Genomic DNA, 26898 nt, shown 5'->3' with positions numbered 1-26898 from the left:
TCAGCAACGGCCCGCAGGGCGAGCCACGCAGTGGCGAGTCATCCTCTATCACCGACCAAATTCAGAAACCCTGCTCAACGAGCAGGGTTTTTTTGTATCTGAAGCCTGACGAGGATGAGAACCTCCGGGGGCAGGAGGTTCGACTCGAGCGAAGCGAGAGAACGTTGCGTCAGCAACGGCCCGCAGGGCGAGCCACGCAGTGGCGAGTCATCCTCTATCACCGACCAAATTCAGAAACCCTGCTCAACGAGCAGGGTTTTTTTGTATCGGAAGCCTGACGAGGATGAGAATCTCCGGGGGCAAGAGGTTCGACTCGAGCGCAGCGAGAGAACGTTGCGTCAGCAACGGCCCGCAGGGCGAGCTACGCAGTGGCGAGTCATCCGCTATCACCGGCAGGTTGACGCTCGCACCACCAGTTCAGGCATGATCCCGTCGCTGTGACTGACCTTCTTGCCCGCCAGCAAATCAAATAATAGTGTGATTGCCTGTCGCGCCACCTCATCAAGATGCATATTCACTGCCGTCAGCGGCGGCAGCGATTCGCGCGCGCGGATACCGTCATAGCGGGTAACCACTCGCATTTGTTCAGGTATGGCGATGTCTTGTTCCTGAAAAGCGCGTACCGCGCCGCTGGCAAAGGTATCGATCAGCACCAGCACGCCGTCAACGTCGGGATGCGCCTGTAATAGCTGCTGCGCGGCCTGGTAGCCGGCATTTTCACCCTCGCTTTCATTGAGAGAGTAGACGACGGGGTCCTGGCGCCCCGCGCACCAGCGCTGGTAAGCCGCTTCGCTCTCCTGAACTGATGTTCGCCGAGTGTTACCGACAAATAACGCATATTTGCTGGCGCCGGAGGCCTCCAGATGCGTTAGCAGAAGCTGTGCTGTTGCCGCCGAGTGCAGCTCAACCCACGGCACAGGCGTGTCGGTGCCCGGCGTGCGGCCAATGGTGACGCAGGGAATGCCCGCTTGCGCCAGCGCCTGGAGCTGCGGGTCGTTCTCCGCCGGCTCAATCAGGATCGCCGCGTCAAAGCTGACGGCATCCAGTGGATTTGCCCCCGGCGGCACCAGAATCAGCGCATGCTGTTTTTCCAGCGCCATCATCGCGGACGTTAACGCCACCTCCATCATAAATCCCAGTCGTGACGCGCCGGAGGCAATCGCCAGCGGCACCGAAGAGAGCAAAGCAATGGTATTGGTTTTGCCGGTTCGCAACTGGCGGGCGCGAATATTCGGCGTGTAGTTGAGCGCAACAATGGCCTCTTCAATACGCCGTCGCGTCTGCGGCTCGACAAAGCGGGTGTTGTGCAAGGCATTGGATACCGTCCCTGGCGACACGCCTGCATGGCGGGCAACATCAATCAACTTTGCGCGTTTTTTATTTTGAACAGCCATCTGCTTCCTGACCTTCGAAAATTTGCGCACAGGGTAGCATATTTACCAGACGGTAACGTTTGCTTTTTTTCAGTGAGGATCGTAAAAAACTCTTCATTAAAACGTTTTAATGGGGTATTTTGGCGCAAATTTATTCCTCAGGAGGCGATGTGGCACACTTAACTCAGGATTCGACTTTCACCCTTGGACGCCGTCCGGCGGGCCTTATCTACGCTGATAATGCGAAGAGCTTTGGCGGCTATACGCTTTTTGCGCCGCAAACCGCCGAAGGGCGGGTTTACCTGGTGGACGAGCAGGGCGAAGTCGCGCATCAGTGGCAGCTTCCGGTTCGCGCCGGGCGTGATGCGGTGCTGCTGCCGAACGGTAATCTGGGTTATAACGGCAGCCACCGCACTTCAGCGAACCTCTATCCGGCGTGGGATCTCTGGCACGGCGGCGACTTCTACGAAGTGACGCCGGATAACGAAATCGTCTGGCATTACGAAGATATTTACCATCACCATGATGCGCAATGGTTGGCGAACGGTAATCTGCTGTATACCGCCGCGTCGCAGTTACCTGCCGATATCGCCGCCCGTGTTACCGGCGGCGACCCGCGCCGCGATGCGCCGGACGGCGTGATTCAGAGCGACGTCGTCAAAGAGGTCAATCGCGACGGTGAAGTGGTCTGGGAATGGCGTGCCTGGGAGCATTTGAATCCGGAAGATTTCCCGATTCATGATATTTTCGATCGCCGCCACTGGCCGATGATTAACGGCCTGTCCGTCACCCGTGATGGCCTGGTACTGATGAGCCTGCGTACCACTTCCGGCGTCATTGCCGTGGATAAAGAGAGCGGGAAGGTTATCTGGCATGCAGGGCCGGAAGTGGTAGCGCAGCAGCACACGCCGGTTGAGATGGAGAATGGGTCGATTCTGGTTTTCGATAACGGCAACCTGCGTCCCGGCGTCACCTCGCCGCATTCCACGGTGCTGGAGTTCGATCCGCAGACCAAAGCGATTACCTGGCAGTATCGCGATATCTTCCCGTCGGCGTTTTTCTCGCCGTATATGGGGAGCGCGCAGCGGCTGGCGAACGGCAACACCTTTATCTGTGAATCGGCGTTTGGCCGCCTGTTTGAAGTCACCCCGGAAGGCGAAACGGTATGGGAATATATCATTCCGTTCTTTAATGAATATCCGGAGCACCTCAGTAAAGGCATTATTCCTGGAAAACAGAACAGCGCCTTCCGTGCGCATCGCTATGCCGCTGATGCCATTAGTTGGTTGAAATAATACAGACCGCCAGCCCGCGCTGGCGGTTATTTTTTTGATGTTTTATGGGAGTTAATCATGCCGCAACCTGGCCTTACTACGCCGGATAACGATGCATTACCCTGGCAAACCACCTTACTTTTGGCGCTTCAGCATGTGCTGGTCGTTGCCGCCACCCCCATTACCTCCGTCTTCCTGATCGCCAAAGCGCTGCACTTTACCGATACGGTGACCGCCTCGGTACTTAGCGCGACCTTTCTGATGTGCGGTCTGGGCGCTATTTTGCAAAGCCTGGGCGTGAAAGGGGTGGGCGCGCGTTTGCCGTTTATTATGGTACCGGGGGGCGCGCCGATTGCGATTTTCGTTGCGATCGCTTTACAGACCAATATCCAGACCGCGATTGGCGCCGTAATTCTGACCTCGCTGTTCTACTTTATCGCGTTGCCGATTTTCCGCCGCTGCCTGCACCATTTTCCCCCCTTTATCATTGGCATCATGCTGCTAATGGTGTCGATTAACCTTATTCGCCTGTACGGCGGGTTGATCATTGGCCAGCCAGGGAGCGCCGACTTCGCTCATCCAACCAGTATCATTTTATCGCTGGGGACTATCCTGATAACGCTGATTTTCGCGCTGGCGTTTAGCGGTATTTTGCGCCAGTTGGCGGTGATGTTCGGCCTTTTAGCGGGAACGCTGCTGGGAATGGCGCTGGGTAGCACCGATTTTAGCGGTGTTGGTCACGGGCCGCTGTTTAGTTTCCCACAGCTTTTGCCGTTCGGCTGGCCGATTTTTGATCTCTCCGCCTCGCTGCCGTTACTGATTTACGCGGTCATCTCTATGGCTGAAGCAACCGGGCAAACGATTGCTACCGCGGAAATAGTCAATTCCACGCAAAATGTGCAGCAGGCGATTCCACGTACCATTCGTGGTGATGCGGTAATGTCGCTGCTGGGGGGGATTTTTGGCACCTCCTTAATTATCACTTCCGGCGAAAATATTGGGGTGGTACGCACCACTAATGTGAAATCGCGTTTCGTGACTGCGGCTGCCGGAGGGTTGTTAATCCTGATTGCCATATTCGCGCCGCTGGTACGTCTGGCGACCTGTCTGCCAGGTTCGGTGGTGTGCGGTACGGCGGTGATTGTCTTCAGCATTATCGGGGTTATCGGTATTGATATGATTGCGCGTGAGCCACTGCATACGCCGGGTAAAACCTACGCGCTGGCGATGGGGCTGGCCATGGGAATGCTACCTATACTGGTACCCGGCCTGTATCAGAATTTCCCGGCGGGCGTACAGATGGTCTTTGGCAACGGCATGGCAGCGGGGACGTTGACGGCGATTCTGGTGAACTCGTTGTTTAACTGGAGCGAAAAGCGCACGCAGGCCAGGGTCAAAAGTTAGTTTTTGTGATCGCGGTAGGCCGCACGACGGCCTACTTATTTACAATTTTGTGACATATTCGATGGTGTTTTTCAATGTCCGGATAACTCTTTTTTGCACACGGCTTATGGATAACCTCAGCATTTTCGCCTGTGCGTTTTAGCGTTAGTGGTATTAATCGCTCAGATAATCAACATATCGAAAGAAATTTTTCAATTAATGGCTAATTGTTAATCACTAACTGTTGCAAAATATTAAGTGAATAACTCTGCCTTTCTGCCCATAGCACAAATTTCCCTGCTGAAAATACCCTTCTGAACTTTTTTTAATCTTTGTTTGTTAATTCTCACCGTTGTTGTAAAAGCTGGTTACCTGTATTGACGTTTTGACATTCTATTGACAGATTGTAGGGAATGAGGGGCATTTTATGGAGAATCCGCACTGCAACTCAGTCGATTATGCGAACGGAATCCCCACCTCTCACTACTGACCTGACCAGGTAAAAAACAAAAAAGGCCGGGCGGTAAAAGCCTTTGCAAAGGGCAAAACAACATACATCACAATTATTGGAGCAGAAGAATGAGTATTTCCTTGAAGAAGTCAGGGATGCTGAAGCTTGGTTTGAGCCTGGTGGCCATGACCGTTGCAGCCAGCGTGCAGGCCAAAACCCTGGTTTATTGTTCAGAAGGCTCGCCGGAAGGCTTTAACCCACAGCTCTTTACGTCTGGCACCACCTATGATGCCAGTTCCGTACCTATCTATAACCGTCTGGTTGAATTCAAAACCGGCACCACGGAAGTGATCCCGGGTCTTGCTGAGAAGTGGGATATCAGCGAAGACGGTAAAACCTATACGTTCCACCTACGTAAAGGGGTGAAATGGCAATCCAGCAAGGATTTCAAACCCACGCGCGAGCTGAATGCCGATGATGTCGTGTTCTCTTTTGACCGGCAGAAAAACGAGCAGAACCCGTACCATAAAGTGTCTGGCGGCAGCTATGAATACTTTGAAGGCATGGGGCTGCCGGATCTGATTAGCGAAGTGAAGAAGGTAGACGATCACACGGTGCAGTTTGTGCTGACGCGTCCGGAAGCGCCGTTCCTTGCCGATTTAGCCATGGACTTCGCCTCTATTCTTTCCAAAGAATATGCTGACAACATGCTGAAAGCCGGTACGCCGGAAAAAGTGGATCTGAACCCGGTCGGCACTGGCCCGTTCCAATTAGTGCAATATCAGAAAGATTCCCGCATTCTCTACAAAGCCTTTGACGGCTACTGGGGCACGAAGCCGCAGATCGACCGTCTGGTCTTCTCCATCACGCCTGACGCCTCTGTGCGTTACGCCAAACTGCAGAAGAACGAATGTCAGGTGATGCCGTATCCGAACCCGGCGGATATTGCGCGCATGAAAGAAGATAAAAACATCAACCTGATGGAGCAGGCCGGTCTGAACGTGGGTTATCTCTCCTATAACGTACAGAAAAAACCGCTGGATGACGTCAAAGTTCGCCAGGCGTTGACCTATGCCGTGAATAAAGAGGCCATCATCAAAGCCGTTTATCAGGGCGCGGGCGTTGCGGCGAAAAACCTGATCCCGCCGACAATGTGGGGCTACAACGACGATATTAAAGACTACGGCTACGATCCGGAAAAAGCGAAGGCGCTGCTGAAAGAAGCCGGTCTGGAAAAAGGCTTCACCATCGATCTGTGGGCGATGCCGGTACAGCGTCCCTATAACCCGAATGCGCGTCGTATGGCGGAAATGATCCAGGCGGACTGGGCGAAGATTGGCGTTCAGGCCAAAATTGTCACCTATGAATGGGGCGAATACCTCAAGCGCGCTAAAGATGGCGAGCACCAGACGGTGATGATGGGCTGGACCGGCGATAATGGCGATCCGGATAACTTCTTCGCCACGCTGTTCAGCTGCGATGCCGCCCAGCAAGGCTCCAACTATTCAAAATGGTGCTACAAGCCGTTTGAAGACCTGATTCAGCCTGCGCGTGCGACCGATGACCACAACAAGCGTATTGAACTCTATAAACAGGCCCAGGTCGTGATGCATGACCAGGCGCCAGCGCTGATCATCGCTCACTCCACGGTTTATGAGCCAGTGCGTAAAGAAGTTAAAGGCTATGTGGTTGATCCATTAGGCAAACATCACTTCGAAAACGTCTCTGTCGAATAATTAAAAGAGCGCTGCGCCCCGGTGTTGTGTAGGCCGGATAAGCGCAGCGCCATCCGGCGTAATGCTTTATCCGCGATGTAGTTTGCGTGGGATAAGATTTGTGAGCAATACAGACTCACGGTTCCAGGCCGTGGGTCATGAGAGAGAATTCGGGTTATGTTGCAGTTCATTCTCCGACGTTTGGGACTCGTTATCCCGACGTTTATCGGTATTACCCTTCTCACCTTTGCCTTTGTCCACATGATCCCCGGCGATCCGGTGATGATCATGGCGGGTGAGCGAGGTATTTCCCCTGAGCGTCATGCTCAACTGCTGGCTGAACTCGGTCTTGATAAACCGATGTGGCAGCAGTACCTCCATTATATCTGGGGGGTGATGCATGGCGATTTAGGCATCTCGCTGAAAAGCCGAATCCCCGTGTGGGACGAGTTCGTACCTCGCTTTAAAGCGACGCTGGAACTTGGCGTCTGCGCCATGATTTTTGCCGTCGCCGTGGGGATTCCGGTGGGCGTGCTGGCCGCAGTGAAGCGCGGTTCTATCTTCGATCACACTGCCGTTGGCCTGGCGCTGACCGGTTACTCTATGCCTATCTTCTGGTGGGGCATGATGCTGATCATGCTGGTCTCCGTCCACTGGAACCTGACGCCGGTTTCCGGGCGCGTGAGCGATATGGTGTTCCTTGATGATACCAATCCGTTGACGGGCTTTATGCTGATCGACACCGTTATCTGGGGCGAAGAGGGTAACTTTATTGATGCGCTGGCGCATATGATCCTGCCTGCGATGGTGCTCGGCACAATCCCGCTGGCCGTCATTGTGCGTATGACCCGTTCGTCGATGCTGGAAGTGCTGGGGGAGGATTACATCCGTACCGCACGCGCCAAAGGGTTGACCAGGATGCGCGTCATTATCGTCCATGCTCTGCGTAACGCCATGCTGCCAGTCGTCACCGTGATCGGCCTGCAGGTCGGGACGCTGCTGGCGGGCGCGATTCTGACAGAAACTATCTTCTCGTGGCCCGGTCTGGGGCGCTGGCTGATCGATGCGCTGCAACGCCGCGATTATCCGGTAGTGCAGGGCGGCGTGTTACTGGTAGCGACGATGATTATTCTCGTCAACCTGCTGGTAGACCTGCTGTACGGCGTGGTGAACCCGCGTATTCGGCATAAGAAGTAAGGGGCCATCATGTCACAGGTTACTGAAAATAATGTTAATGCCGCACCGGCGCCCATGACGCCATTGCGGGAGTTCTGGCACTATTTCAAACGCAACAAAGGCGCGGTCGTCGGGCTGGCGTATGTTCTCATCGTGATCCTGATTGCGGTGTTTGCCAACTTTATTGCGCCGTACAACCCGGCAGAGCAGTTCCGCGATGCGCTGCTGGCGCCGCCGGTCTGGCAGGAAGGCGGCAGTTGGGCGCATATTCTGGGAACGGATGATGTTGGTCGCGATGTCCTCTCGCGCCTGATGTATGGCGCGCGTTTGTCGCTGCTGGTCGGCTGTCTGGTGGTTGTCCTGTCGCTGGTAATGGGGATTATTCTCGGCCTGGTCGCGGGCTACTTCGGCGGTCTGGTCGATAACATCATCATGCGCGTGGTCGATATTATGCTGGCCCTGCCGAGCCTGCTGCTGGCGCTGGTGCTGGTGGCGATCTTCGGCCCCTCCATCGGCAACGCTGCGCTGGCGTTGACGTTTGTGGCGCTGCCGCACTATGTCCGCTTAACCCGCGCGGCGGTTCTGGTAGAGGTGAACCGCGATTATGTGACTGCCTCCCGCGTGGCGGGCGCAGGCGCGATGCGTCAGATGTTCGTCAATATTTTCCCGAACTGCCTTGCGCCGCTGATTGTTCAGGCATCGCTCGGTTTCTCTAACGCCATTCTCGATATGGCCGCCCTCGGCTTTCTTGGCATGGGCGCACAGCCGCCAACGCCGGAGTGGGGCACCATGCTCTCTGACGTATTGCAGTTCGCGCAAAGCGCCTGGTGGGTCGTGACCTTCCCGGGGCTGGCAATTCTGCTGACGGTACTGGCATTTAACCTGATGGGTGACGGTCTGCGTGACGCGCTCGATCCCAAACTGAAGCAGTAAGAGGTTCGAGATGGCGTTATTAAATGTAGATCAATTATCGGTGCACTTCGGCGATGAAGGGACACCGTTCAAAGCCGTCGACCGCATTAGCTACAGCGTGAAGCAGGGTGAGGTGGTCGGTATTGTCGGCGAGTCTGGTTCCGGCAAATCCGTCAGCTCGCTGGCGATTATGGGGCTTATCGATTACCCAGGCCGCGTGATGGCGGAAAACCTGCTCTTTAACGGACAGGATCTGAAGCGCATTTCCGAGAAGGAACGTCGCAACCTGGTGGGCGCTGAAGTGGCGATGATTTTCCAGGACCCGATGACCAGCCTCAATCCTTGCTATACCGTTGGCTTTCAGATTATGGAAGCCATCAAGGTACACCAGGGCGGGAACAAGAAAACCCGTCGTCAGCGAGCGATTGACCTGTTGAACCAGGTGGGCATTCCCGATCCGGCTTCTCGTCTGGATGTCTATCCGCACCAGCTTTCTGGCGGCATGAGTCAGCGCGTGATGATTGCGATGGCAATAGCCTGTCGACCAAAGCTGTTAATTGCCGATGAACCGACCACGGCGCTGGATGTGACCATTCAGGCGCAAATCATTGAGCTGCTGCTGGAGTTGCAGCAAAAAGAGAACATGGCGCTGGTGCTGATTACCCATGACCTGGCGCTGGTGGCGGAAGCGGCGCACAAAATTATCGTCATGTACGCCGGGCAGGTCGTCGAAACTGGCGCTGCGCAGGATATTTTCCGCGCGCCGCGTCATCCCTACACCCAGGCACTGCTACGAGCGTTACCAGAGTTTGCTCAGGACAAAGCGCGTCTGGCGTCGCTGCCGGGCGTGGTGCCGGGGAAATATGACCGACCGACGGGCTGTCTGCTTAACCCGCGCTGCCCCTACGCCACGGACAGATGCCGTGCGGAAGAACCTGCTCTCAACCAACTGGACGATGGACGTCAGTCAAAATGTCATTACCCACTCGATGATGCCGGGAGGCCCACACTATGAGCACGCATGAGGCCACCTTGCAACAGCCGCTGTTGCGGGCTATCGACCTGAAAAAACACTATCCGGTGAAGAAGGGGATCTTTTCTCCGGAACGGCTGGTAAAAGCGCTGGACGGCGTGTCGTTTAATCTCGAACGCGGTAAAACGCTGGCCGTAGTGGGGGAGTCCGGTTGTGGAAAATCCACACTGGGTCGCCTGCTGACGATGATTGAAACGCCAACCGGCGGCGAGCTTTATTACCAGGGGCAGGATCTGCTCAAACACGATCCGCACGCGCAGAAACTACGGCGGCAGAAAATTCAGATTGTGTTTCAGAACCCCTACGGTTCCCTGAACCCACGCAAGAAAGTGGGGCAAATTCTGGAAGAGCCGTTGTTGATCAATACCAGCCTGAGTAAAGCGCAGCGTCGTGAAAAAGCGCTGGCGATGATGGTGAAGGTGGGGCTGAAAACCGAGCACTACGACCGCTATCCGCATATGTTCTCCGGCGGCCAGCGTCAGCGTATCGCTATCGCCCGCGGTCTGATGCTTGATCCGGACGTAGTGATTGCCGACGAACCGGTCTCCGCGCTCGACGTGTCGGTGCGCGCTCAGGTGCTGAACCTGATGATGGATTTGCAACAGGATATGGGGCTGTCTTATGTCTTTATCTCGCACGACCTGTCGGTGGTGGAACACATCGCCGATGAAGTGATGGTCATGTACTTAGGCCGCTGCGTGGAGAAAGGGACCAAAGAGCAGATTTTTAACAATCCACGTCATCCCTATACCCAGGCGTTGCTCTCCGCCACGCCGCGGCTGAATCCGGACGATCGCCGTGAGCGGATTAAGCTGACCGGCGAGTTGCCGAGTCCGCTGAACCCGCCGCCGGGCTGCGCCTTCAACGCCCGCTGCCGCCGTCGCTTCGGACCCTGTACGCAGTTACAGCCACAGCTTAAAGAGTACGACGGCCAGTTGGTGGCCTGCTTTGCCGTCGATCAGGATGAAAACCCGCAGAAGCCGCTGAGTTAATTGCGTTTTATGCCGGATGGCGGCTGCGCCTTATCAAGCCTACACCGTACCTGTAGGCCTGGTAAGCGTAGCGCCACCGGGCATGGCTCTCCGGTACGACTTATTCAATCAATTTTAATAACGGCGACAGGCACAACAATATTCCATATAACAGAATAAGCCAGGTTTTCAGGCCGCGTAATTTTTCCAGTTGCGCTACTTTATAAATCAGGAAAAAGGGAATAATACACGCGACAATGCCATAAAGCGGACTGCCTAACTGGAAAAAGACCAATACTGAGACGCGAAACGAAACCCAAATAACCAGAGTCACCACGATAAAGACACAGATTCCAGATGTCAGTAACAGTGGGTTGACGTTTTTGACATCCATAATACGACTCAATACATTCAGCACAATACCTTTAAGCGCTTCGTGAAAACCTAAATAAATACCAAAGAACGCGGTAAGTACGGCAAAAATATTGAGGATGGTAGAGGTAATGTGGATGATATGGCCAGGGATTACCTGAGCTGCCAGTGCAAGGGCGGAAATATTCTGCTCGAACGCTGATACCGCCTCTTCATGGCTAATCGAAAAGGTAAACGAGAACGAGAAAAAGAGAATAATGGCAATCAGCGTAATATAGCTAATGCGATGCGTGCGAATCGCCATCCGGGTGGCCAGCACACGGTCAGGTTCGCGCTTACGATAGGCGATGTTCATTGGGTTTAGTACCTGAATGAAGACCGCAGAAAAGAAGCAAAATGGGATAGTGAGCAGTACGTCGCGAAAGAAAACCGATGCGGCGGGAAAGGCGGAAATATTATCAAGGTTCCAGTGTGGGAGCATCGCAAAACCGAATATCAGAATGATCCCGACTTTTACCACCACCATCGGGCCGGAAATTTTAAATAATAATTTTTCCCCGCCGGAGGCAATCGCCACCAGCACGGCGAAAATCGCGACTTTATAGATAATAGACTGCGAAAGATCGGCCTCAGTAAGGCCGAAGGTTTTGATATAGGAGGCGCTATCAAACACCACCGACAGGGAGTAAATAAACACCCCGTGGATAATCATAAGAAAATAGATTACACCGAGGAAAACGCCCCAGTTTTTGCCAAGATAGTGACTGATAATATCCGTATAATCGTCACAGGTTTCGCTTTCAGATAACGTTTTTAGATAAATATCCTGCACAATATAGGTAGCGGGATAGGCGATGATAAAAGCGGTAATAAATACCCAGATCCCCTTGAGACCGATTTGCACTGGCATTAAGACGGTACCGGCGCCGATCGCCATACCGATACACAAGAGCACCCAGCCAAAATCATATTTTGTAAACGGTAATCTCGTTGAAAGCGGTGTGGTCGTAGCGTTACTGTTATTTAATGGTAATGTGTCGTCCTGCATAGAGCCCCCTGCCCAAAATATAGGCAGCTCTCTCATAAAGAATGCTGCCTATAACCAGGCTATAGTGCCTTGATACCCGATGCGGCAAACCGGTGACAGCGGTTCGCCGAGCAATCGTCAGAATGCTGCTTTTCTGCTGGCGCGTTCAAGGTCATGAATAATATCGTCGGGATCTTCAGGTCCCGCTGAAAGACGGATAAGTTCGTCGGTAATACCTGCTTTTAGCCATTCCTCTGGCGCAACAGGCGAATATGTCATAGACGCAGGATGCTGAACGAGGGTTTCGGTATCACCGGGACTGGCCGCGAGGAGGCATAATTTACAGAATTGAGCGGCTGACTGCCAGCCTCAGAAATGCTGAATGTATTCTGGCAAATAAAAGTAATCGTCTGCGAAGCGTCACGCAGATTGTACGTTAGCGCCGTGCCGGGACGGGGATTTTGCCGTAATATCAGCAGCAAGCCGGGTTTACCCGGTGAGGCGCAATGTTGCGGGGGCTTGATCCCCGGCGGCATAGGTTGCTGGATAGAGAAAACCCCCGCACGTTAACTGGTATAAACCTGGCAACCTGACGGGGGCTAACTTGAACCTCAACACATCAAGGATAGCCGCGAACGGTTGCCATTGCAACAAGGCGGCTATATGACGCTTACGCAGTTGGGCGTGGCCTTCTGGCACGATCTGGCGGCGCCGATCATTGCTGGCATTATCGCCAGTGTGATCGTCAACTGGCTACGTGACAGGAAGTAACGCGTTTTGAGCGTCTGTCCGCCGTAATGGCAACATGCGCCCGAACCAGGCCGCAGGGGAAACCTTGCGGCCTTTTTCGGTTTACTGCGGGTAAGGCACCCAGTCGCCGCCATTCAGACGAACGTAGGGCTTACCCTGGTACTGAATTACCACCGCATTAGCGTTTTCTGAAACCGGCGCGGTTTGCGGCAGATTGCTGGTCAGCTTGTTCCAGTTCACACTGTCTTCGGTAAAGAGCTTACCGTCCACGGCGCGTACGACCAGTTCGGAAATCGCCAGGTAGCTGCTCGGCTGGTTAATATCAATCGGCGCGCCCTCATGCGGGGCTTTCATGCCAAAAAATTTCACGCCCGCCGGGACGTTGGTGATGGAGGGGCTGGGAATATCGCGCAGGCCTGAGATCTGCATTCTGTCGCCCTTCAGCGCGCCGCCGTGCTCCGGTACGACGACCACCATCACCTTACGCCCGGATTTCTCCAGTTCGGTAAAGAAAGCGTCCAGTTCATCGAACAGTTTCTGCGCGCGGATTTTATAATCCGCCGTTTTGCTGACGCCGGGGAAGTGGTTGCCATCGTGCAGCGGCAGCAGGTTAAAGAAAGTCGCGGAGCGGGAATTGGCTTCACGTTCTTCCCCTGTCAACCAGCGGTTCAGGACCGCCAGATCGTCATATACCGGCGAGCCGTCGAATGACAGCAGGGCGGTTGGCAGGCCGGACTGGTTCATCAGTTCGCTCTGCATACCGCCGTTTTCGCGAACTTCTTTCAGGAAGCCGCCAAATTCACCGTTATGATCCATCATCAGATGCTGAGTAAAACCCAGCTTCGCCAGGTTATCAAACAGATAACATTCGTTATCGGCTGGTTGATAAAGTCGGGTATGCGATGGTTGACCACAGCTGGCGCGCAGCAGACGAATGGCCGCCGGGCCGCTGTAAGACGTACCGGAATTAAAGTGTTTAAACAAAATGTCAAAGTGCGACCATAGCGGATGTGACATCAAGCCTGCCGCTTCGACATCCGACCAGGAGAGCGAACAAATATTGATGACCAATAGGTCGAACGGCTGCGCATCAGGCGGAAGCTGCGCCGGGAACGTCGTTTTCCGCTTTTCTTCCGCGGCATAGAAGGTGTTCAACCAGGCGTTCAGATTTGCGGTCGTCGGCGGCGCGGTTTGCGCAGGCATATCGCCGATGACCGGCTTATCGCCCGCTGTCGCGACGGTAGCGGCCGCATTACCGCCAGTCGTCGTCACCGTATCGGTTGGCTGGCCTGCCGGCCACAGCGTAAAAACCGGGCCGGTTAATGTCAGGACATTCAGCCATACCATGATGGCGACCACAAACACCGTGACCCGAATCCACTGTGATAAAAAAAGCCAGGCAACCAGCAGTACGAAGATGGCGCCGATCATTTGCCAGTTAATAAAACGGGCGATCAGATCGAGCAGATAACCGGAGCTGAATTCCGCCACCTGCGTCCCCTGGCTCATAATGCTTTGCGGGCCGGGCAGCCAGGTATCATGCCAGAACAGCGCGAAGCCGACGGGAATGGCAATCCAGTGGCGCAACCGGTGAAGGCGATACTTTGGTATTGGCATGAGCAGAAACGCCATGAATACCAGATTCAGTAAAGGATGAAAATTCAGATAGCCTGCCCATAGCAGGCCAAACTTGACCAGAAAATAGAAGTTCCAGCCGGAAAGACCGCGCCAGTATTGCCAGAGCGGAGAAGGCATTGAAGGAGTTTGAGTATGCTGAGTCATTTTTTGTCTGCCTTGACTTTCGTAGCGCGGCGCAGAGTTCCGGCTGGTTTTACATAACGAGGTTTGGCAAATAGCAGCCGGGTCGTATCACTGATACGGCGTAGCGAATGACGCGCCAGATACCCCAGCGGAAAGAAAATCAGCGCGCAAAAAAGAATAATTTGCACGATATCGCTGATGGTCATCATGATGCACGCTCCGCGGTGTCGTCGAGCAATCGCAGGGGTTCAGGAATACGACGCCAGATACGGCCATCGTGTTCGGCATTTATTACCGGGTCGGCGCGTTTTGCCAGCGGTAGCGGCGTTCCCCACAGTTCCGGCGACAATAAGCGCATCTGCACCAGCTCGGCGCTGATTTGTTTATCTTCGAACCAGACCATACGATTAGAGAAAATATCGCCCGTCGGCAAAGGGAAAATATGGTTTAACGCGGTATCCAGATCGTTGACCCGGCAGAATGATAAAAACAGCACCAGACGGTTGCCGCCGATGGTCATAATGTCGCCGGTTCGGTTTGGCCGACATAATGTTAACGCCTGTTCAACCCGAATGCCCGGCACCGGGCGCAGCGCGACCAGAACGCCTTTCCCGTCGGCGGGGAGCAGGGTGTTGCTCATCATCGTATGGATGGCATCGCAGAAGGTATCCCACGGCTGAAAACCGCGCAGTTTCAACGGCTGCGTCATCGACAGTAGCGTGGTGATGTCTTCCGGTACGTAACGGCTGAACTGCTGCCCCTGCACGCTTTCAATAAGCGTCAGACAGCGTGAAAGCGGGGCATTCCAGGGAATGATCATATTCGCGCCGCAGCCCAGCAGCAGGCGCTCATCGGTGGCGCGCAAACTGGCGATATTTTCGCGCACGACAATTTTCAGCGCGCTTCCCCGCTGGCGCCGCAAAGTATGAATGCGACGAGCAAGCGGCTCGATTTGGTTGTTCTGTGTAAGCGAAAAAATAATTGTCGCGGCCTGCGCCGTGCGCGCGTCGTTGAATAGCGCTTCGTTATTGTCGAAAAGCGTCCAGTGTTCCGAGAGCGGCGGCGCGCCTTCAAGGACGGCGACGTGGCTAAGAATGCGTTTTTCATCGCTACGCGGCTGAATTGCCGTCTCCTCCTGATGGGATAGCGTCCAGCGTTCGTCCTGCTGACACAGCAATAACTGCTGTCGGGCGCTGACGCCTTTTTCGTTACACCAGAAGGCAATATCGAACAAATGTTGGTCGCCCTGAAAACGTAAACTGGCGAGGCCGAAAAGTGAGCGATACTCGCCCATCAACAACGAGGACTGTTTATCGCTATTATTACAAGGGTTAATAACCAACAATGAACAGTGATGAAAACGAGTCCATTTATTCATTTTTTCCAGCCATTTATGCAGGCTTTCTGACGTTATATTCCGCCACGTGTTATTTGCACAAATAAGAATGAAAAAGTAATGCGTCGGGTTAACAGAACAAAGCAAATCGTGGGGCAAAGAGTATAGCCCTTTTTCTGAATCCGGCATGGTAAATAAGCGGATTTTCTCCGGACCGTGAGATTCATCTAATTTGATTACTTTGCCAGGATCGCCTTCCATGCCGATGACGGCGACATTTGCATTCTCCGTTTGTGACGCAATCGTTTGATTCACCAGGCTGATGGCATCTTGCTGGCGATCGGCGTTAACCCACCAGACGCCGCCGGTTGGCATATGGCGCAGTTCATCCCATAATGATGAGATGCCGAGAGAAAATACGGGGTCCACAGTGTCCCTCATGTCACTATTTTAACTGTTTATCAGTTTACTAGCGAAAGCACAGAAATAAACCTAACATTGAAATTAAAACGCATCAGATTTAGCATGTGAATCAATTTGTCCGGCAGGATGCCCTGTAACTCTGCGCTTTGCATTTTTACACATTATAAATGATGTCACGGAAAGATGAAAAATGCGCGTTCTCCCGTATTGACGACGGGGCGTAATGCTGCCAGTGAGAAATATTTAAAAAGGAGCAACCAGAATGTATAACAATGAACCTGGCGCTCAGTCCGATCCAACGTTGGGCTACACTTTTCAAAATGATTTTCTGGCATTAAGCCAGGCGTTTTCTCTACCCGAAATAGATTATACCGATATTTCCCAACGCGAACAGTTGGCGGCGGCGATTAAAAGATGGCCACTCCTGGCTGAATTTGCGCAACCACATTCATTAAGGAAGCCATGAATGGCGATTCTGGGACTGCAGGGCGTGCGCGGCGGGGTGGGAACCACATCTCTCACCGCAGCACTCGCCTGGGCGTTACAAATCTTAGGGGAAAATGTCCTGGTGATTGACGCCAGCCCCGATAACCTGCTGCGCATGTCGTTTAACGTCGACTTTGTCCATCAGGGCGGCTGGGCGCGATCGTTGCTGGACGGCCAGGACTGGCGCGATGCCGGATTACGTTATACCTCACAGCTTGATCTACTGCCGTTTGGACAGCTCACCGCGCAAGAGCGGGAAAATCCGCAGGCCTGGCAGGAGACGCTGGGAGAGATCGGATCGGCTATCCAGGCGCTGAAAGCGAGCGGGCGTTATAGCTGGATTTTACTGGACTTGCCCTACGGCGCGTCACCGCTGACACGGCAGCTGGTGAGCCTCTGCGACCATACGCTGGCGATAGCCCAGGTTGACGCTAACTGCCATATTCGCCTTCATCAGCAGGCGTTGCCTGCCGGGGCGCATATTCTGATCAATGACTTACGCATTGGCAGTCAGTTACAGGACGATCTGTACCAGGTCTGGCTGCAAAGCCAGCGCCGGTTGCTGCCCATTGTGATCCATCGCGATGAGGCGATGGCGGAGTGCATGGCGTCGAAACAACCGTTAGGCGAATATCGCAGCGATTCGTTAGCCGCCGAAGAGGTGTTAACGCTGGCGAACTGGTGCCTGCTGCATGATGCGGGCGACAAAACGTCCGCCGGGAGCCTGCGATGAGCGCCCTTTCCCGGTGGCTGCTTATCCCGCCGGTTAGCGCGCGTTTGAGCGAGCGCTATCAGGGTTACCGCCGCCACGGCGCGTCGCCGTTTAGCGCAGCGCTCGGCTGTCTGTGGATGATTCTGGCGTGGATAGTGTTTCCGCTTGAGCATCCGCGCTGGCAGCGTATTCGCGACGGGCATAAAGCGCTTTATCCGCATATTAACGCCGCCCGCCCGCGCCCGCTGGACCCGGCCCGTTACCTCATTCAGACCCTCTGGCTGGTGATGATCTCGTCGACTAAAGAACGTCATGAACCGCGCTGGCGGTCATTTGCGCGCCTGAAGGACGTTCGTGGACGTTACCATCAATGGATGGATACCTTACCGGAACGGGTGCGTCAAAAGACAACGCATCTGGAAAAGGAAAAAGAGCTGGGACATCTTAGCAACGGCGCCCGGCGTTTTATTCTGGGCGTTATCGTGACCTTTTCACTGATACTGGCGCTGATCTGTATTACGCAGCCATTTAACCCGCTATCGCAATTTATCTTTCTGCTATTGCTGTGGGGCGTTGCGCTGTTGGTACGACGTATGCCGGGACGCTTTTCCGCGCTGATGCTCATCGTGCTGTCGCTAACGGTCTCCTGTCGTTATATCTGGTGGCGCTATACCTCGACGCTAAATTGGGACGACCCGGTCAGTCTGGTGTGCGGGCTGATCCTACTGTTTGCGGAAACCTACGCCTGGATTGTGCTGGTGCTGGGGTACTTCCAGGTGGTGTGGCCGTTAAATCGTCAACCGGTGCCGTTGCCGAAAGAGATGTCGCAGTGGCCGACGGTGGATATTTTTGTACCGACCTATAACGAAGACCTTAACGTGGTCAAAAATACCATTTACGCTTCGCTTGGCATTGACTGGCCGAAGGACAAGCTGAATATCTGGATCCTTGATGACGGCGGGCGTGAATCATTTCGTCATTTTGCCCGACATGTTGGCGTGCATTACATTGCCCGCGCCACGCATGAACACGCCAAAGCCGGCAACATCAACAATGCGCTAAAACACGCGAAAGGCGAGTTTGTGGCGATCTTCGATTGCGACCATGTGCCGACACGCTCGTTTCTGCAAATGACAATGGGCTGGTTCCTGAAAGAAAAACAGCTGGCGATGATGCAGACGCCGCATCATTTCTTCTCCCCGGACCCGTTTGAGCGCAACCTGGGACGTTTTCGTAAAACGCCTAACGAAGGCACGCTGTTTTATGGTCTGGTGCAGGACGGTAACGATATGTGGGACGCCACTTTCTTTTGCGGATCGTGCGCGGTGATTCGCCGTAAGCCGCTGGATGAGATTGGCGGTATCGCCGTTGAGACGGTGACGGAAGATGCGCATACTTCGCTCCGGCTGCACCGGCGAGGTTATACCTCAGCGTATATGCGCATTCCGCAGGCGGCGGGGCTGGCGACGGAAAGCCTGTCGGCGCATATCGGGCAGCGTATTCGTTGGGCGCGGGGCATGGTGCAAATTTTCCGCCTCGATAACCCTCTGTTTGGTAAAGGCTTAAAACTGGCGCAGCGGCTGTGCTACCTCAACGCGATGTTCCATTTCTTGTCCGGCATTCCGCGTCTGATCTTTCTGACCGCGCCGCTGGCTTTTCTGCTGCTGCACGCCTATATCATTTATGCGCCTGCGTTGATGATTGCGCTATTTGTGATACCGCACATGGTCCACGCCAGCCTGACTAACTCGAAGATTCAGGGCAAGTATCGTCACTCTTTCTGGAGTGAAATCTATGAAACGGTACTGGCATGGTATATCGCACCGCCGACTCTGGTCGCGTTGATCAATCCGCACAAAGGGAAATTTAACGTCACGGCGAAAGGCGGGCTGGTGGAAGAGAAGTACGTCGACTGGGTAATCTCGCGTCCGTATATCTTCCTTGTCTTGCTTAACCTGCTCGGCGTGGCGGCGGGCGTATGGCGATACTATTACGGGCCGGAAAATGAAACGCTGACCGTCATCGTTAGCCTGGTGTGGGTCTTCTACAACCTGGTCATTCTCGGCGGCGCGGTTGCGGTTTCGGTAGAGAGTAAACAGGTCAGGCGCGCGCATCGGGTCGAGATTGCCATGCCGGGGGCCATCGCCCGCGAAGATGGACATTTGTTCTCCTGTACCGTACATGACTTCTCCGACGGCGGGTTAGGCATCAAGATCAACGGTCAGGCGCAGGTGCTGGAAGGGCAGAAAGTGAATCTGTTGCTTAAACGCGGGCAGCAGGAATATGTCTTTCCAACGCAGGTGGTGCGCGTAACGGGCAATGAGGTCGGACTACAACTGATGCCGCTCACCACCAAACAACATATTGATTTTGTGCAGTGTACCTTCGCGCGCGCCGATACGTGGGCGCTTTGGCAAGATAGCTTCCCGGAAGATAAACCGCTGGAAAGCTTGCTGGATATTCTGAAGCTGGGCTTCCGCGGATATCGCCACCTCGCGGAATTCGCGCCGCCTTCAGTAAAAGTAATTTTCCGATCGTTGACGGCGTTAATTGCCTGGATTGTATCGTTTATTCCGCGTCGCCCGGAGCGGCAAGCGGCGATACAGCCGTCGGATCGGGTTATGGCTCAGGCTCAACAATGATGATAATGCGATGAAAAGAAAATTGTCCTGGATGTGTGCGGCGGTAATAGGATTAAGCGCGTTTCCTGCTTTCATGACGGCGGCGGCGCCTGCTACGCCGCCATTGATAAATGCTGAACCCACCGAGCCTGCGCCGTCGCCCGCAACTGAGGCGCCCGTCGTGGCGCAGACCGCGCCTTCGCGCGAGGTCAAGCTGACCTTTGCGCAAATCGCGCCGCCGCCGGGTAGTATGGCGCTGCGTGGCGTTAACCCTAACGGCGGCATTGAATTTGGTATGCGCAGCGATGAAGTGGCGTCGAAAGCGGTGCTGAATCTGGAATATACGCCCTCGCCGTCGCTCCTGCCGGTTCAGTCGCAGCTCAAGGTTTATCTCAATGATGAACTGATGGGCGTACTGCCGGTGACAAAAGAGCAGTTGGGGAAAAAGACGCTGGCGCAGGTACCTATCAATCCGCTATTTATCACCGACTTTAACCGGGTGCGGCTGGAGTTTGTCGGCCACTATCGCGACGTGTGTGAAAACCCGGCCAGCAGTACTCTGTGGTTAGACATCGGGCGAAATAGCGCCCTGGATCTGACCTATAACATGCTGGCGGTGAATAACGATCTGTCCCACTTCCCGGTGCCGTTTTTCGATCCGCGGGATAACCGTCCGGTGACGTTGCCGATAGTGTTTGCTGACATGCCGGATCTGGCGCAGCAGCAGGCGGCTTCTATTGTCGCGTCCTGGTTTGGCTCGCGGGCGGGCTGGCGCGGTCAGCGCTTCCCGGTGTTGTATAATCACCTGCCGGATCGCAATGCGATCGTGTTCGCCACCAACGATCGACGCCCCGATTTCCTGCGCGATCATCCTGCGGTTAACGCGCCGGTTATCGAGATGATGAGCCATCCGGATAATCCGTATGTGAAGTTGCTGGTCGTGTTTGGCCGTGATGATAAAGACCTGTTGCAGGCGGCAAAAGGTATCGCGCAAGGGAATATTCTCTTCCGTGGTTCCAGCGTGGTGGTCAACGATGTAAAACCGCTGCTGGCGCGCAAACCGTATGATGCGCCGAACTGGGTGCGTACCGATCGCCCGGTCACTTTTGGCGAGCTGAAAACCTATGAAGAGCAGCTCCAGTCGAGTGGGATGGAGCCAGCGCCCATCAACGTTTCTTTGAATCTGCCGCCGGACCTCTATTTGCTGCGTAGCAACGGTATTGATATGGATCTCAACTACCGTTATACCTCGCCGCCGACCAAAGACAGTTCACGGCTGGACATCAGTCTGAATAACCAGTTCCTGCAAGCCTTTAGCCTTAATAGCACGCAGGAAACTAATCGACTCCTGTTGCGCTTGCCGGTACTTCAGGGACTGCTGGATGGTAAAACGGATGTGTCTATTCCGGCGCTCAAACTGGGGGCGATGAACCAACTACGTTTTGACTTCCGCTACATGAATCCGATGCCGGGCGGGTCGGTGGACAACTGTATTACCTTCCAGCCGGTACCGAATCATGTGGTGATAGGGGATGACTCTACTATCGATTTTTCGAAATATTACCACTTTATCGCGATGCCGGATTTACGCGCGTTCGCCAATGCGGGTTTCCCGTTCAGCCGGATGGCCGACCTGTCTGACACGCTGGCGGTGATGCCGAAGACCCCAACCGAAGCGCAAATGGAAACGCTGCTGAATACGGTCGGTGCCATTGGCGGGCAGACCGGTTTCCCGGCAATTAATCTGACAATCACCGATGATAGCGCTCAGATAGCCGACAAAGACGCCGATCTGCTGATTATTGGCGCTATTCCGGGCAAGCTAAAAGACGATAAGCGTATCGATCTGTTGGTGCAGGCGACACAAAGCTGGGTAAAAACCCCGATGCGGCAGACCGCTTTTCCGTCGATTATGCCGGATGAGGCCGATCGCGCGGCGGATGCGCAGTCCACCGTCACCGCCAGCGGCCCGATGGCGGCGGTGGTGGGCTTCCAGTCGCCGTTTAACGATCAGCGCAGCGTGATTGCTCTGCTGGCTGACAGTCCACGCGGCTACCAGCTACTGAACGACGCCGTGAACGACAGCGGTAAACGTGCCGCGATGTTTGGTTCCGTGGCGGTGATCCGCGAGTCCGGCGTTCACAGTCTGCGCGTTGGCGATATCTATTACGTCGGACATCTGCCGTGGTTTGAGCGGCTGTGGTATGCGCTGGCGAATCACCCGGTGCTGCTGGCGGTACTGGCGGCCCTCAGTGTGGTATTACTGGCGTGGGTATTGTGGCGTCTGCTACGTATTCTCAGTCGCCGTCGTCTCGACCCTGACCATGAGTAACGCATGATGACTATGCTGCGCGGATGGATAACGATGATCGTCATGCTGACGGCAATAAATGCGCAGGCGGCCTGTAGCTGGCCTGCGTGGGAACAGTTCAAGAAAGATTACATTAGCCAGCAGGGACGCGTTATCGATCCGGGCGATGCGCGAAAAATTACCACCTCCGAAGGGCAAAGCTACGCCATGTTCTTTGCCCTGGCGGCGAACGATCGACCGGCGTTCGCGCAACTGTTTAACTGGACGCAAAACAATCTGGCGCAGGGATCGCTGCGTGAACATCTGCCCGCCTGGCTGTGGGGGCAAAAAGATCCCGACACCTGGTCGGTGCTGGACAGCAACTCCGCGTCCGACGGCGATATCTGGATGGCATGGTCGCTTCTGGAGGCCGGTCGTCTGTGGAAAGAGACGCGTTATACCGAGGTGGGCACGGCGTTGCTAAAACGCATCGCCCGCGAAGAGGTCGTGAATGTGCCGGGGCTGGGCTCAATGCTGCTACCTGGCAAAATCGGCTTTGCCGAGGCGAATAGCTGGCGTTTTAACCCAAGCTATCTGCCGCCGCAGTTGGCGCAATACTTTAGCCGTTTTGGCGCGCCGTGGTCGACGCTACGGGAAACCAATTTGCGGCTTTTGCTGGAAACCGCGCCGAAAGGTTTCTCGCCGGACTGGGTGCGTTATGAAAGCAAGCAAGGCTGGCAGTTGAAAGCGGAAAAGACGCTGATCAGTAGCTACGATGCGATTCGCGTCTATTTATGGGCGGGAATGATGCATGATGGCGATCCGCAAAAAGCGCGTTTACTGGCGCGATTTAAACCGATGGCGACGTTAACGATGAAAAACGGCGTTCCACCGGAGAAAGTGGATGTCGTCAGCGGGAACGCGCAAGGGACGGGGCCGGTCGGGTTTTCCGCCGCCTTACTGCCTTTCCTGCAAAATCGCGACGCCCAGGCCGTGCAGCGACAGCGGGTCGCAGACCATTTTCCTGGCAGCGATGCCTATTACAACTATGTGCTGACTCTCTTTGGACAAGGCTGGGATCAGCACCGTTTTCGCTTCACCGTCAAAGGTGAATTATTACCTGACTGGGGCCAGGAATGCGTAAGTTCACGTTAAGTCTCATGCACGCTTTTTTGCCGGCTGGCGGTCGAAATGCCTTACCTGGCAAAAGGGGCGTTTCTCGGGCATTGTTGGGTTTATCGCTTGGTATGGCGCTAACACCGCTTGCCGGCGCAGCGACCTCCGCGCAGCAACAGTTGCTGGAGCAGGTTCGGCTGGGCGAGGCCACGCACCGTGAGGACTTAGTCCGTCAGTCGCTCTATCGCCTGGAGCTGATCGACCCCAATGATCCACAGGTTATCGCCGCCCGTTTCCGCTATCTGTTGCGCCAGGGGGATAGCGATGGGGCGCAGAAGCTACTTGACCGGCTGGCGCAACTGGCGCCGGAGTCGACGGCGTATCAATCTTCCCGCACCGCGATGCTGCTCTCCACGCCGCAAGGACGTCAGTCTTTGCAGGAGGCGCGTTTACTGGCGACGACCGGCCATACTGAACAAGCGATCGCCAGCTACGACAAGCTGTTTAAAGGTTATCCGCCGGAGGGCGAACTGGCGGTCGAATACTGGACGACCGTGGCGAAATTGCCCGCCCGCCGTCACGAAGCGATTAACCAGCTACAGAAAATCAATGCCGTCAGTCCGGGTAATAACGCTCTGCAAAATGCGCTGGCGCAACTGTTGTTCGCCAGCGGGCGGCGCGATGAGGGATTTGCGGTGCTAAAACAGATGGCGAAATCCAGTACGGGACGCAGCGCGGCCTCCGCCATCTGGTACCAGCAGATAAAAGATCTCCCGGTGAGCGACGCCAGCGTAAAAGCGTTGCAAGACTATCTGACGCAGTTTAGCGAAGGCGATAGCGTGTCTGCCGCCCGCGCCCAGCTTAGCGAGCAGCAAAAACAGTTAGCCGATCCGGCGTTTCGCGCGCGCTCGCAGGGCATCGCGGCGGTTAATGCCGGAGAAGGCGGCAACGCTATTGCGCAATTGCAGCAGGCGGTGAGCGCCCGGCAGGACGACAGCGAGGCGGTCGGCGCGCTTGGGCAGGCATACTCACAGCGTGGCGATCGCGCCCGCGCCGTCGCGCAGTTTGAAAAAGCGCTGGCGATGGCGCCGCACAGCAGCAGCCGCGATAAGTGGGAGAGTCTGCTGAAGGTCAATCGCTACTGGCTGTTAATTCAGCAGGGCGACGCGGCCTTAAAAGCGAATAATCTGGCCCAGGCGGAGCGTTTCTATCAGCAGGCGCGAGCAGTGGATAACACCGACAGCTACGCGGTGCTGGGGCTGGGGGATGTGGCGATGGCGCGCAAAGATAATGCCGCCGCCGAACGTTATTATCAGCAGACGCTGCGTATGGATAGCGGTAATACAAATGCTGTACGCGGGCTGGCGAATCTTTATCGCCAGCAGTCGCCGCAAAAAGCCGCCGCGTTTATCGCTTCTCTTTCCGCCAGCCAGCGGCGCAGTATCGACGATATCGAACGCAGTCTGGAAAATGACCGTCTGGCGCAGCAGGCGGAAACGCTGGAAAGCGAGGGCAAATGGGCGCAGGCCGCAGAACTGCACCGTCGTCGGCTGGCATTAGATCCGGGGAGCGTGTGGGTGACGTACCGACTGTCACGCGATCTGTGGCAGGCCGGGCAGCACGCCCAGGCCGATGCGCAAATGCGCTCTCTGGCGCAGCAGAAGCCAAACGATCCGGAACAGGTCTATGCTTATGGGCTTTATCTTTCCGGCAGCGATCGGGACCGGGCGGCGCTGGCGCATCTCAATACCCTGCCGACCAGCCAGTGGAACAGCAATATTCAGGAACTGGCGGGCCGATTGCAAAGTAACCAGGTGCTGGAAAGCGCTAACCGCTTGCGCGATAGCGGCAAAGAACGCGAAGCGGAAGCGTTGTTACGTCAGCAGCCTCCCTCTACGCGCATTGCGTTAACGTTGGCGGACTGGGCGCAGCAGCGTGGCGATAATGCGGCGGCCCGCGCCGCTTATGACGCCGTTCTGGCGCGGGAACCGGGTAATGTCGATGCCATGCTGGGGCGGGTGGAAATCGACATCGCACAGGGCGATAACGCCGCGGCGCGCGCTCAACTGGCGGCGCTGCCTGCGTCGCAAATCACCTCTCTTAACATGCAGCGCCGCGTCGCGCAGGCGCAGCTCCAGCTTGGCGATATCACGGCGGCGGCGCGGACCTTCAACCGCATTACGCCGCAGGCAAAAGCACAGCCGCCATCAATGGAAAGCGCGATGGTATTGCGTGACGCCGCCGCTTTTCAGGCGCAAACGGGCGAGCCGCAGCGGGCGCTGGAGACCTACAAAGACGCAATGGTCGCCGCGGCGATTACGCCGGTTCGTCCCCAGGATAACGATACCTTTACCCGCCTGACGCGCAATGATGAAAAAGATGACTGGCTAAAACGCGGCGTGCGTAGCGATGCGGCGGAGTTGTACCGTCAGCAGGATCTCAATGTCACGTTGGCGCACGATTATTGGGGGTCGAGCGGGACTGGCGGCTACTCCGATCTGAAGGCGCATACCACGATGCTTCAGGTGGATGCGCCCTGGTCGGACGGGCGGGCGTTCTTTCGTACTGATATGGTGAATATGGATGTTGGCCGCTTCTCTACGGATGCGGATGGAAAATACGATAATAACTGGGGTACCTGTACGCTGGAGAAATGCAGCGGACATCGTAGCCAGGCCGATACGGGCGCGAGCGTGGCGGTCGGCTGGCAGAATGAGACCTGGCGCTGGGATATCGGCACGACGCCGATGGGCTTTAATGTCGTTGATGTGGTCGGCGGCGTCAGCTATAGCGACGATATCGGGCCGTTGGGTTATACCCTGAACGCGCATCGTCGCCCGATCTCCAGCTCGCTGCTGGCGTTTGGCGGGCAAAAGGACGCCAGCAGCAATACCGGCACCAAATGGGGCGGCGTGCGGGCCAACGGCGGCGGCGTCAGTCTCAGCTATGATAAAGGCGAAGCAAACGGTGTTTGGGCGTCGCTCAGCGGCGACCAGTTGAGCGGTAAAAATGTGGAAGATAACTGGCGCGTGCGCTGGATGACCGGTTATTACTATAAGGTGATTAACGAGAATAACCGCCGCGTTACCGTCGGGCTGAATAACATGATCTGGCATTACGACAAAGATCTGAGCGGTTATTCACTGGGTCAGGGCGGTTATTATAGCCCGCAGGAATACCTGTCGTTTGCGGTGCCGGTGATGTGGCGGCAGCGTACGGAAAACTGGTCGTGGGAGCTAGGCGGCTCGGTATCCTGGTCGCACTCCCGCAACCGTACCATGCCGCGTTATCCGCTGATGAATTTGATCCCGGCGGATTATCAGGAGGATGCGCGTGACCAGACCAACGGCGGCGGTAGCAGCCAGGGATTTGGCTATACCGCACGGGCGCTCATTGAACGCCGGGTCACTGCCAACTGGTTTGTGGGTACGGCTGTCGATATTCAGCAGGCGAAAGACTATACCCCCAGTCATCTGCTGCTGTATGTCCGTTATTCCGCGGCGGGCTGGCAGGGGGATATGGATTTACCGCCGCAGCCTCTGGTGCCTTACGCTGACTGGTAATTATTGCGTCAGGCCTACGTATTGACAGGCGTCGTAGGCCTGAGAAGCGCAGCGCCATCAGACGCTATTATTAACCGTTATTCAGAAAAGTCCTTTTCAGATACAGCCTCTCTTAATGCCGCTGCAATCGGGTATACTCAGGCGGCAGTCCGG

General features: G+C 55.3%; 19 protein-coding genes, 3 other RNA genes and 1 pseudogene (1 of these 23 running past the window's edge). 17 read left to right on the top strand and 6 right to left on the bottom strand.

Translation table 11 applies throughout. The features are described from left to right. The 3 genes from ACLJPE_RS16055 to ACLJPE_RS16045 all read left to right on the top strand — a co-directional run. A non-coding RNA gene (locus ACLJPE_RS16055) (RtT sRNA) lies at positions 1-58 on the top strand; it begins 176 nt to the left of the window's first position. A 35-nt stretch (positions 59-93) separates the two neighbouring features. After that, positions 94-227, top strand: a non-coding RNA gene (locus ACLJPE_RS16050) — RtT sRNA. A 35-nt stretch (positions 228-262) separates the two neighbouring features. Continuing rightward, positions 263-396, top strand: a non-coding RNA gene (locus tag ACLJPE_RS16045) — RtT sRNA. Here the strand turns inward: ACLJPE_RS16045 and ACLJPE_RS16040 are convergent. Next, positions 387-1394: a substrate-binding domain-containing protein gene (locus ACLJPE_RS16040; RefSeq protein ID WP_023137373.1), complete on the bottom strand. Its 1008-nt coding sequence runs from the start codon at positions 1392-1394 to the stop codon at positions 387-389. The two genes, ACLJPE_RS16045 and ACLJPE_RS16040, sit on opposite strands and share 10 nt — an antisense overlap. Positions 1395-1543: 149 nt before the next feature. Between ACLJPE_RS16040 and ACLJPE_RS16035 the strand changes: the two genes are divergently transcribed. The 7 genes from ACLJPE_RS16035 (at position 1544) to dppF (ending at position 10309) form a co-directional block, all read left to right on the top strand. Beyond that, positions 1544-2668 carry an aryl-sulfate sulfotransferase gene (locus ACLJPE_RS16035; RefSeq protein WP_000940832.1) on the top strand — a complete coding sequence of 375 codons (1125 nt, stop codon included), beginning with the start codon at positions 1544-1546 and terminating at the stop codon, positions 2666-2668. Between the two features lie 57 nt (positions 2669-2725). Next, on the top strand, positions 2726-4051 hold the full coding sequence (locus ACLJPE_RS16030; protein ID WP_001136076.1) for a uracil-xanthine permease family protein: 1326 nt from the start codon (positions 2726-2728) through the stop codon (positions 4049-4051). Positions 4052-4609: 558 nt separating this feature from the next. Further along, a complete protein-coding gene (dppA, locus tag ACLJPE_RS16025) occupies positions 4610-6217 on the top strand; it encodes a dipeptide ABC transporter periplasmic-binding protein DppA (RefSeq protein ID WP_000028047.1) in 1608 nt (535 codons plus the stop codon). 156 nt (positions 6218-6373) lie between these two features. Next, a complete protein-coding gene (gene dppB / locus ACLJPE_RS16020; RefSeq protein ID WP_039513536.1) occupies positions 6374-7393 on the top strand; it encodes a dipeptide ABC transporter permease DppB in 1020 nt (339 codons plus the stop codon). 9 nt (positions 7394-7402) lie between these two features. After that, positions 7403-8305 carry a dipeptide ABC transporter permease DppC gene (dppC, locus tag ACLJPE_RS16015; protein ID WP_000084690.1) on the top strand — a complete coding sequence of 301 codons (903 nt, stop codon included), beginning with the start codon at positions 7403-7405 and terminating at the stop codon, positions 8303-8305. A gap of 10 nt (positions 8306-8315) precedes the next feature. Further along, positions 8316-9299: a dipeptide ABC transporter ATP-binding protein gene (gene dppD, locus ACLJPE_RS16010; RefSeq protein WP_001196509.1), complete on the top strand. Its 984-nt coding sequence runs from the start codon at positions 8316-8318 to the stop codon at positions 9297-9299. Further along, complete coding sequence (dppF, locus tag ACLJPE_RS16005; protein ID WP_039513537.1) at positions 9296-10309, top strand: dipeptide ABC transporter ATP-binding subunit DppF; 1014 nt, start codon at positions 9296-9298, stop codon at positions 10307-10309. The genes dppD and dppF overlap by 4 nt, the downstream gene beginning before the upstream one ends. A 100-nt stretch (positions 10310-10409) precedes the next feature. On the opposite strand, the gene ACLJPE_RS16000 is transcribed toward dppF, so the two are convergent. Next, complete coding sequence (locus tag ACLJPE_RS16000; protein ID WP_001528183.1) at positions 10410-11708, bottom strand: aromatic amino acid transport family protein; 1299 nt, start codon at positions 11706-11708, stop codon at positions 10410-10412. A gap of 117 nt (positions 11709-11825) precedes the next feature. Next, positions 11826-11978 (bottom strand): annotated as a pseudogene (locus ACLJPE_RS15995) (PLP-dependent transferase); the annotation flags it as partial. A 372-nt stretch (positions 11979-12350) separates the two neighbouring features. On the opposite strand from ACLJPE_RS15995, the gene ACLJPE_RS15990 reads away from it, so the two are divergent. Continuing rightward, the gene (locus tag ACLJPE_RS15990) at positions 12351-12458 is read left to right on the top strand and encodes a type I toxin-antitoxin system toxin Ldr family protein (RefSeq protein WP_001537650.1); all 108 of its coding nucleotides are present in this window, start codon (positions 12351-12353) and stop codon (positions 12456-12458) included. Positions 12459-12539: 81 nt separating this feature from the next. Here the strand turns inward: ACLJPE_RS15990 and bcsG are convergent, their stop codons facing one another. The 3 genes from bcsG to bcsE are packed head-to-tail and all read right to left on the bottom strand — an operon-like array spanning position 12540 to position 15975. Further along, the gene (bcsG, locus tag ACLJPE_RS15985) at positions 12540-14219 is read right to left on the bottom strand and encodes a cellulose biosynthesis protein BcsG (RefSeq protein WP_000192022.1); all 1680 of its coding nucleotides are present in this window, start codon (positions 14217-14219) and stop codon (positions 12540-12542) included. Further along, entirely contained in the window at positions 14216-14407 is a 192-nt protein-coding gene (bcsF, locus tag ACLJPE_RS15980) for a cellulose biosynthesis protein BcsF (protein WP_000988321.1), read from the bottom strand. The genes bcsG and bcsF overlap by 4 nt, the downstream gene beginning before the upstream one ends. Further along, a complete protein-coding gene (gene bcsE / locus ACLJPE_RS15975) occupies positions 14404-15975 on the bottom strand; it encodes a cellulose biosynthesis c-di-GMP-binding protein BcsE (protein ID WP_001205771.1) in 1572 nt (523 codons plus the stop codon). Before bcsE ends, bcsF begins: the two co-directional genes overlap by 4 nt. Positions 15976-16219: 244 nt before the next feature. On the opposite strand from bcsE, the gene bcsR reads away from it, so the two are divergent. The 6 genes from bcsR to bcsC are packed head-to-tail and all read left to right on the top strand — an operon-like array spanning position 16220 to position 26745. Next, the gene (gene bcsR / locus ACLJPE_RS15970) at positions 16220-16423 is read left to right on the top strand and encodes a cellulose biosynthesis protein BcsR (RefSeq protein ID WP_000282616.1); all 204 of its coding nucleotides are present in this window, start codon (positions 16220-16222) and stop codon (positions 16421-16423) included. Next, complete coding sequence (gene bcsQ / locus ACLJPE_RS15965; protein WP_000996118.1) at positions 16424-17176, top strand: cellulose biosynthesis protein BcsQ; 753 nt, start codon at positions 16424-16426, stop codon at positions 17174-17176. It abuts the gene before it with no gap. Then, positions 17173-19797 (top strand): UDP-forming cellulose synthase catalytic subunit, encoded by a 2625-nt coding sequence (gene bcsA / locus ACLJPE_RS15960; RefSeq protein WP_001275329.1) that lies wholly within the window; start codon positions 17173-17175, stop codon positions 19795-19797. Before bcsQ ends, bcsA begins: the two co-directional genes overlap by 4 nt. A 10-nt stretch (positions 19798-19807) precedes the next feature. After that, on the top strand, positions 19808-22108 hold the full coding sequence (bcsB, locus tag ACLJPE_RS15955; RefSeq protein WP_023251831.1) for a cellulose biosynthesis cyclic di-GMP-binding regulatory protein BcsB: 2301 nt from the start codon (positions 19808-19810) through the stop codon (positions 22106-22108). A gap of 3 nt (positions 22109-22111) precedes the next feature. After that, positions 22112-23221, top strand: a complete 1110-nt coding sequence (bcsZ, locus tag ACLJPE_RS15950; RefSeq protein WP_000988802.1) for a cellulose synthase complex periplasmic endoglucanase BcsZ — start codon at positions 22112-22114, stop codon at positions 23219-23221. Further along, complete coding sequence (bcsC, locus tag ACLJPE_RS15945) at positions 23203-26745, top strand: cellulose synthase complex outer membrane protein BcsC (RefSeq protein ID WP_001225206.1); 3543 nt, start codon at positions 23203-23205, stop codon at positions 26743-26745. Before bcsZ ends, bcsC begins: the two co-directional genes overlap by 19 nt. Positions 26746-26898 lie beyond the last annotated feature (153 nt).

This window comes from Salmonella sp. SAL04196 (assembly GCF_046550835.1).
GTDB lineage: Bacteria > Pseudomonadota > Gammaproteobacteria > Enterobacterales > Enterobacteriaceae > Salmonella > Salmonella enterica.
The sequence above is the reverse complement of the archived record's forward strand: the minus strand, read 5'-3'. Positions and strand labels throughout refer to the sequence as shown.

Bases quoted from the DNA above. Each gene is read 5' to 3' on its own strand.
- ACLJPE_RS16040 (WP_023137373.1), bottom strand. From the start codon at position 1,394: ATGGCTGTTCAAAATAAAAAACGCGCAAAGTTGATTGATGTTGCCCGC.
- ACLJPE_RS16030 (WP_001136076.1), top strand. From the start codon at position 2,726: ATGCCGCAACCTGGCCTTACTACGCCGGATAACGATGCATTACCCTGG.
- dppA (WP_000028047.1), top strand. From the start codon at position 4,610: ATGAGTATTTCCTTGAAGAAGTCAGGGATGCTGAAGCTTGGTTTGAGC.
- dppB (WP_039513536.1), top strand. From the start codon at position 6,374: ATGTTGCAGTTCATTCTCCGACGTTTGGGACTCGTTATCCCGACGTTT.
- dppC (WP_000084690.1), top strand. From the start codon at position 7,403: ATGTCACAGGTTACTGAAAATAATGTTAATGCCGCACCGGCGCCCATG.
- dppD (WP_001196509.1), top strand. From the start codon at position 8,316: ATGGCGTTATTAAATGTAGATCAATTATCGGTGCACTTCGGCGATGAA.
- dppF (WP_039513537.1), top strand. From the start codon at position 9,296: ATGAGCACGCATGAGGCCACCTTGCAACAGCCGCTGTTGCGGGCTATC.
- ACLJPE_RS16000 (WP_001528183.1), bottom strand. From the start codon at position 11,708: ATGCAGGACGACACATTACCATTAAATAACAGTAACGCTACGACCACA.
- ACLJPE_RS15990 (WP_001537650.1), top strand. From the start codon at position 12,351: ATGACGCTTACGCAGTTGGGCGTGGCCTTCTGGCACGATCTGGCGGCG.
- bcsG (WP_000192022.1), bottom strand. From the start codon at position 14,219: ATGACTCAGCATACTCAAACTCCTTCAATGCCTTCTCCGCTCTGGCAA.
- bcsF (WP_000988321.1), bottom strand. From the start codon at position 14,407: ATGATGACCATCAGCGATATCGTGCAAATTATTCTTTTTTGCGCGCTG.
- bcsE (WP_001205771.1), bottom strand. From the start codon at position 15,975: ATGAGGGACACTGTGGACCCCGTATTTTCTCTCGGCATCTCATCATTA.
- bcsR (WP_000282616.1), top strand. From the start codon at position 16,220: ATGTATAACAATGAACCTGGCGCTCAGTCCGATCCAACGTTGGGCTAC.
- bcsQ (WP_000996118.1), top strand. From the start codon at position 16,424: ATGGCGATTCTGGGACTGCAGGGCGTGCGCGGCGGGGTGGGAACCACA.
- bcsA (WP_001275329.1), top strand. From the start codon at position 17,173: ATGAGCGCCCTTTCCCGGTGGCTGCTTATCCCGCCGGTTAGCGCGCGT.
- bcsB (WP_023251831.1), top strand. From the start codon at position 19,808: ATGAAAAGAAAATTGTCCTGGATGTGTGCGGCGGTAATAGGATTAAGC.
- bcsZ (WP_000988802.1), top strand. From the start codon at position 22,112: ATGATGACTATGCTGCGCGGATGGATAACGATGATCGTCATGCTGACG.
- bcsC (WP_001225206.1), top strand. From the start codon at position 23,203: ATGCGTAAGTTCACGTTAAGTCTCATGCACGCTTTTTTGCCGGCTGGC.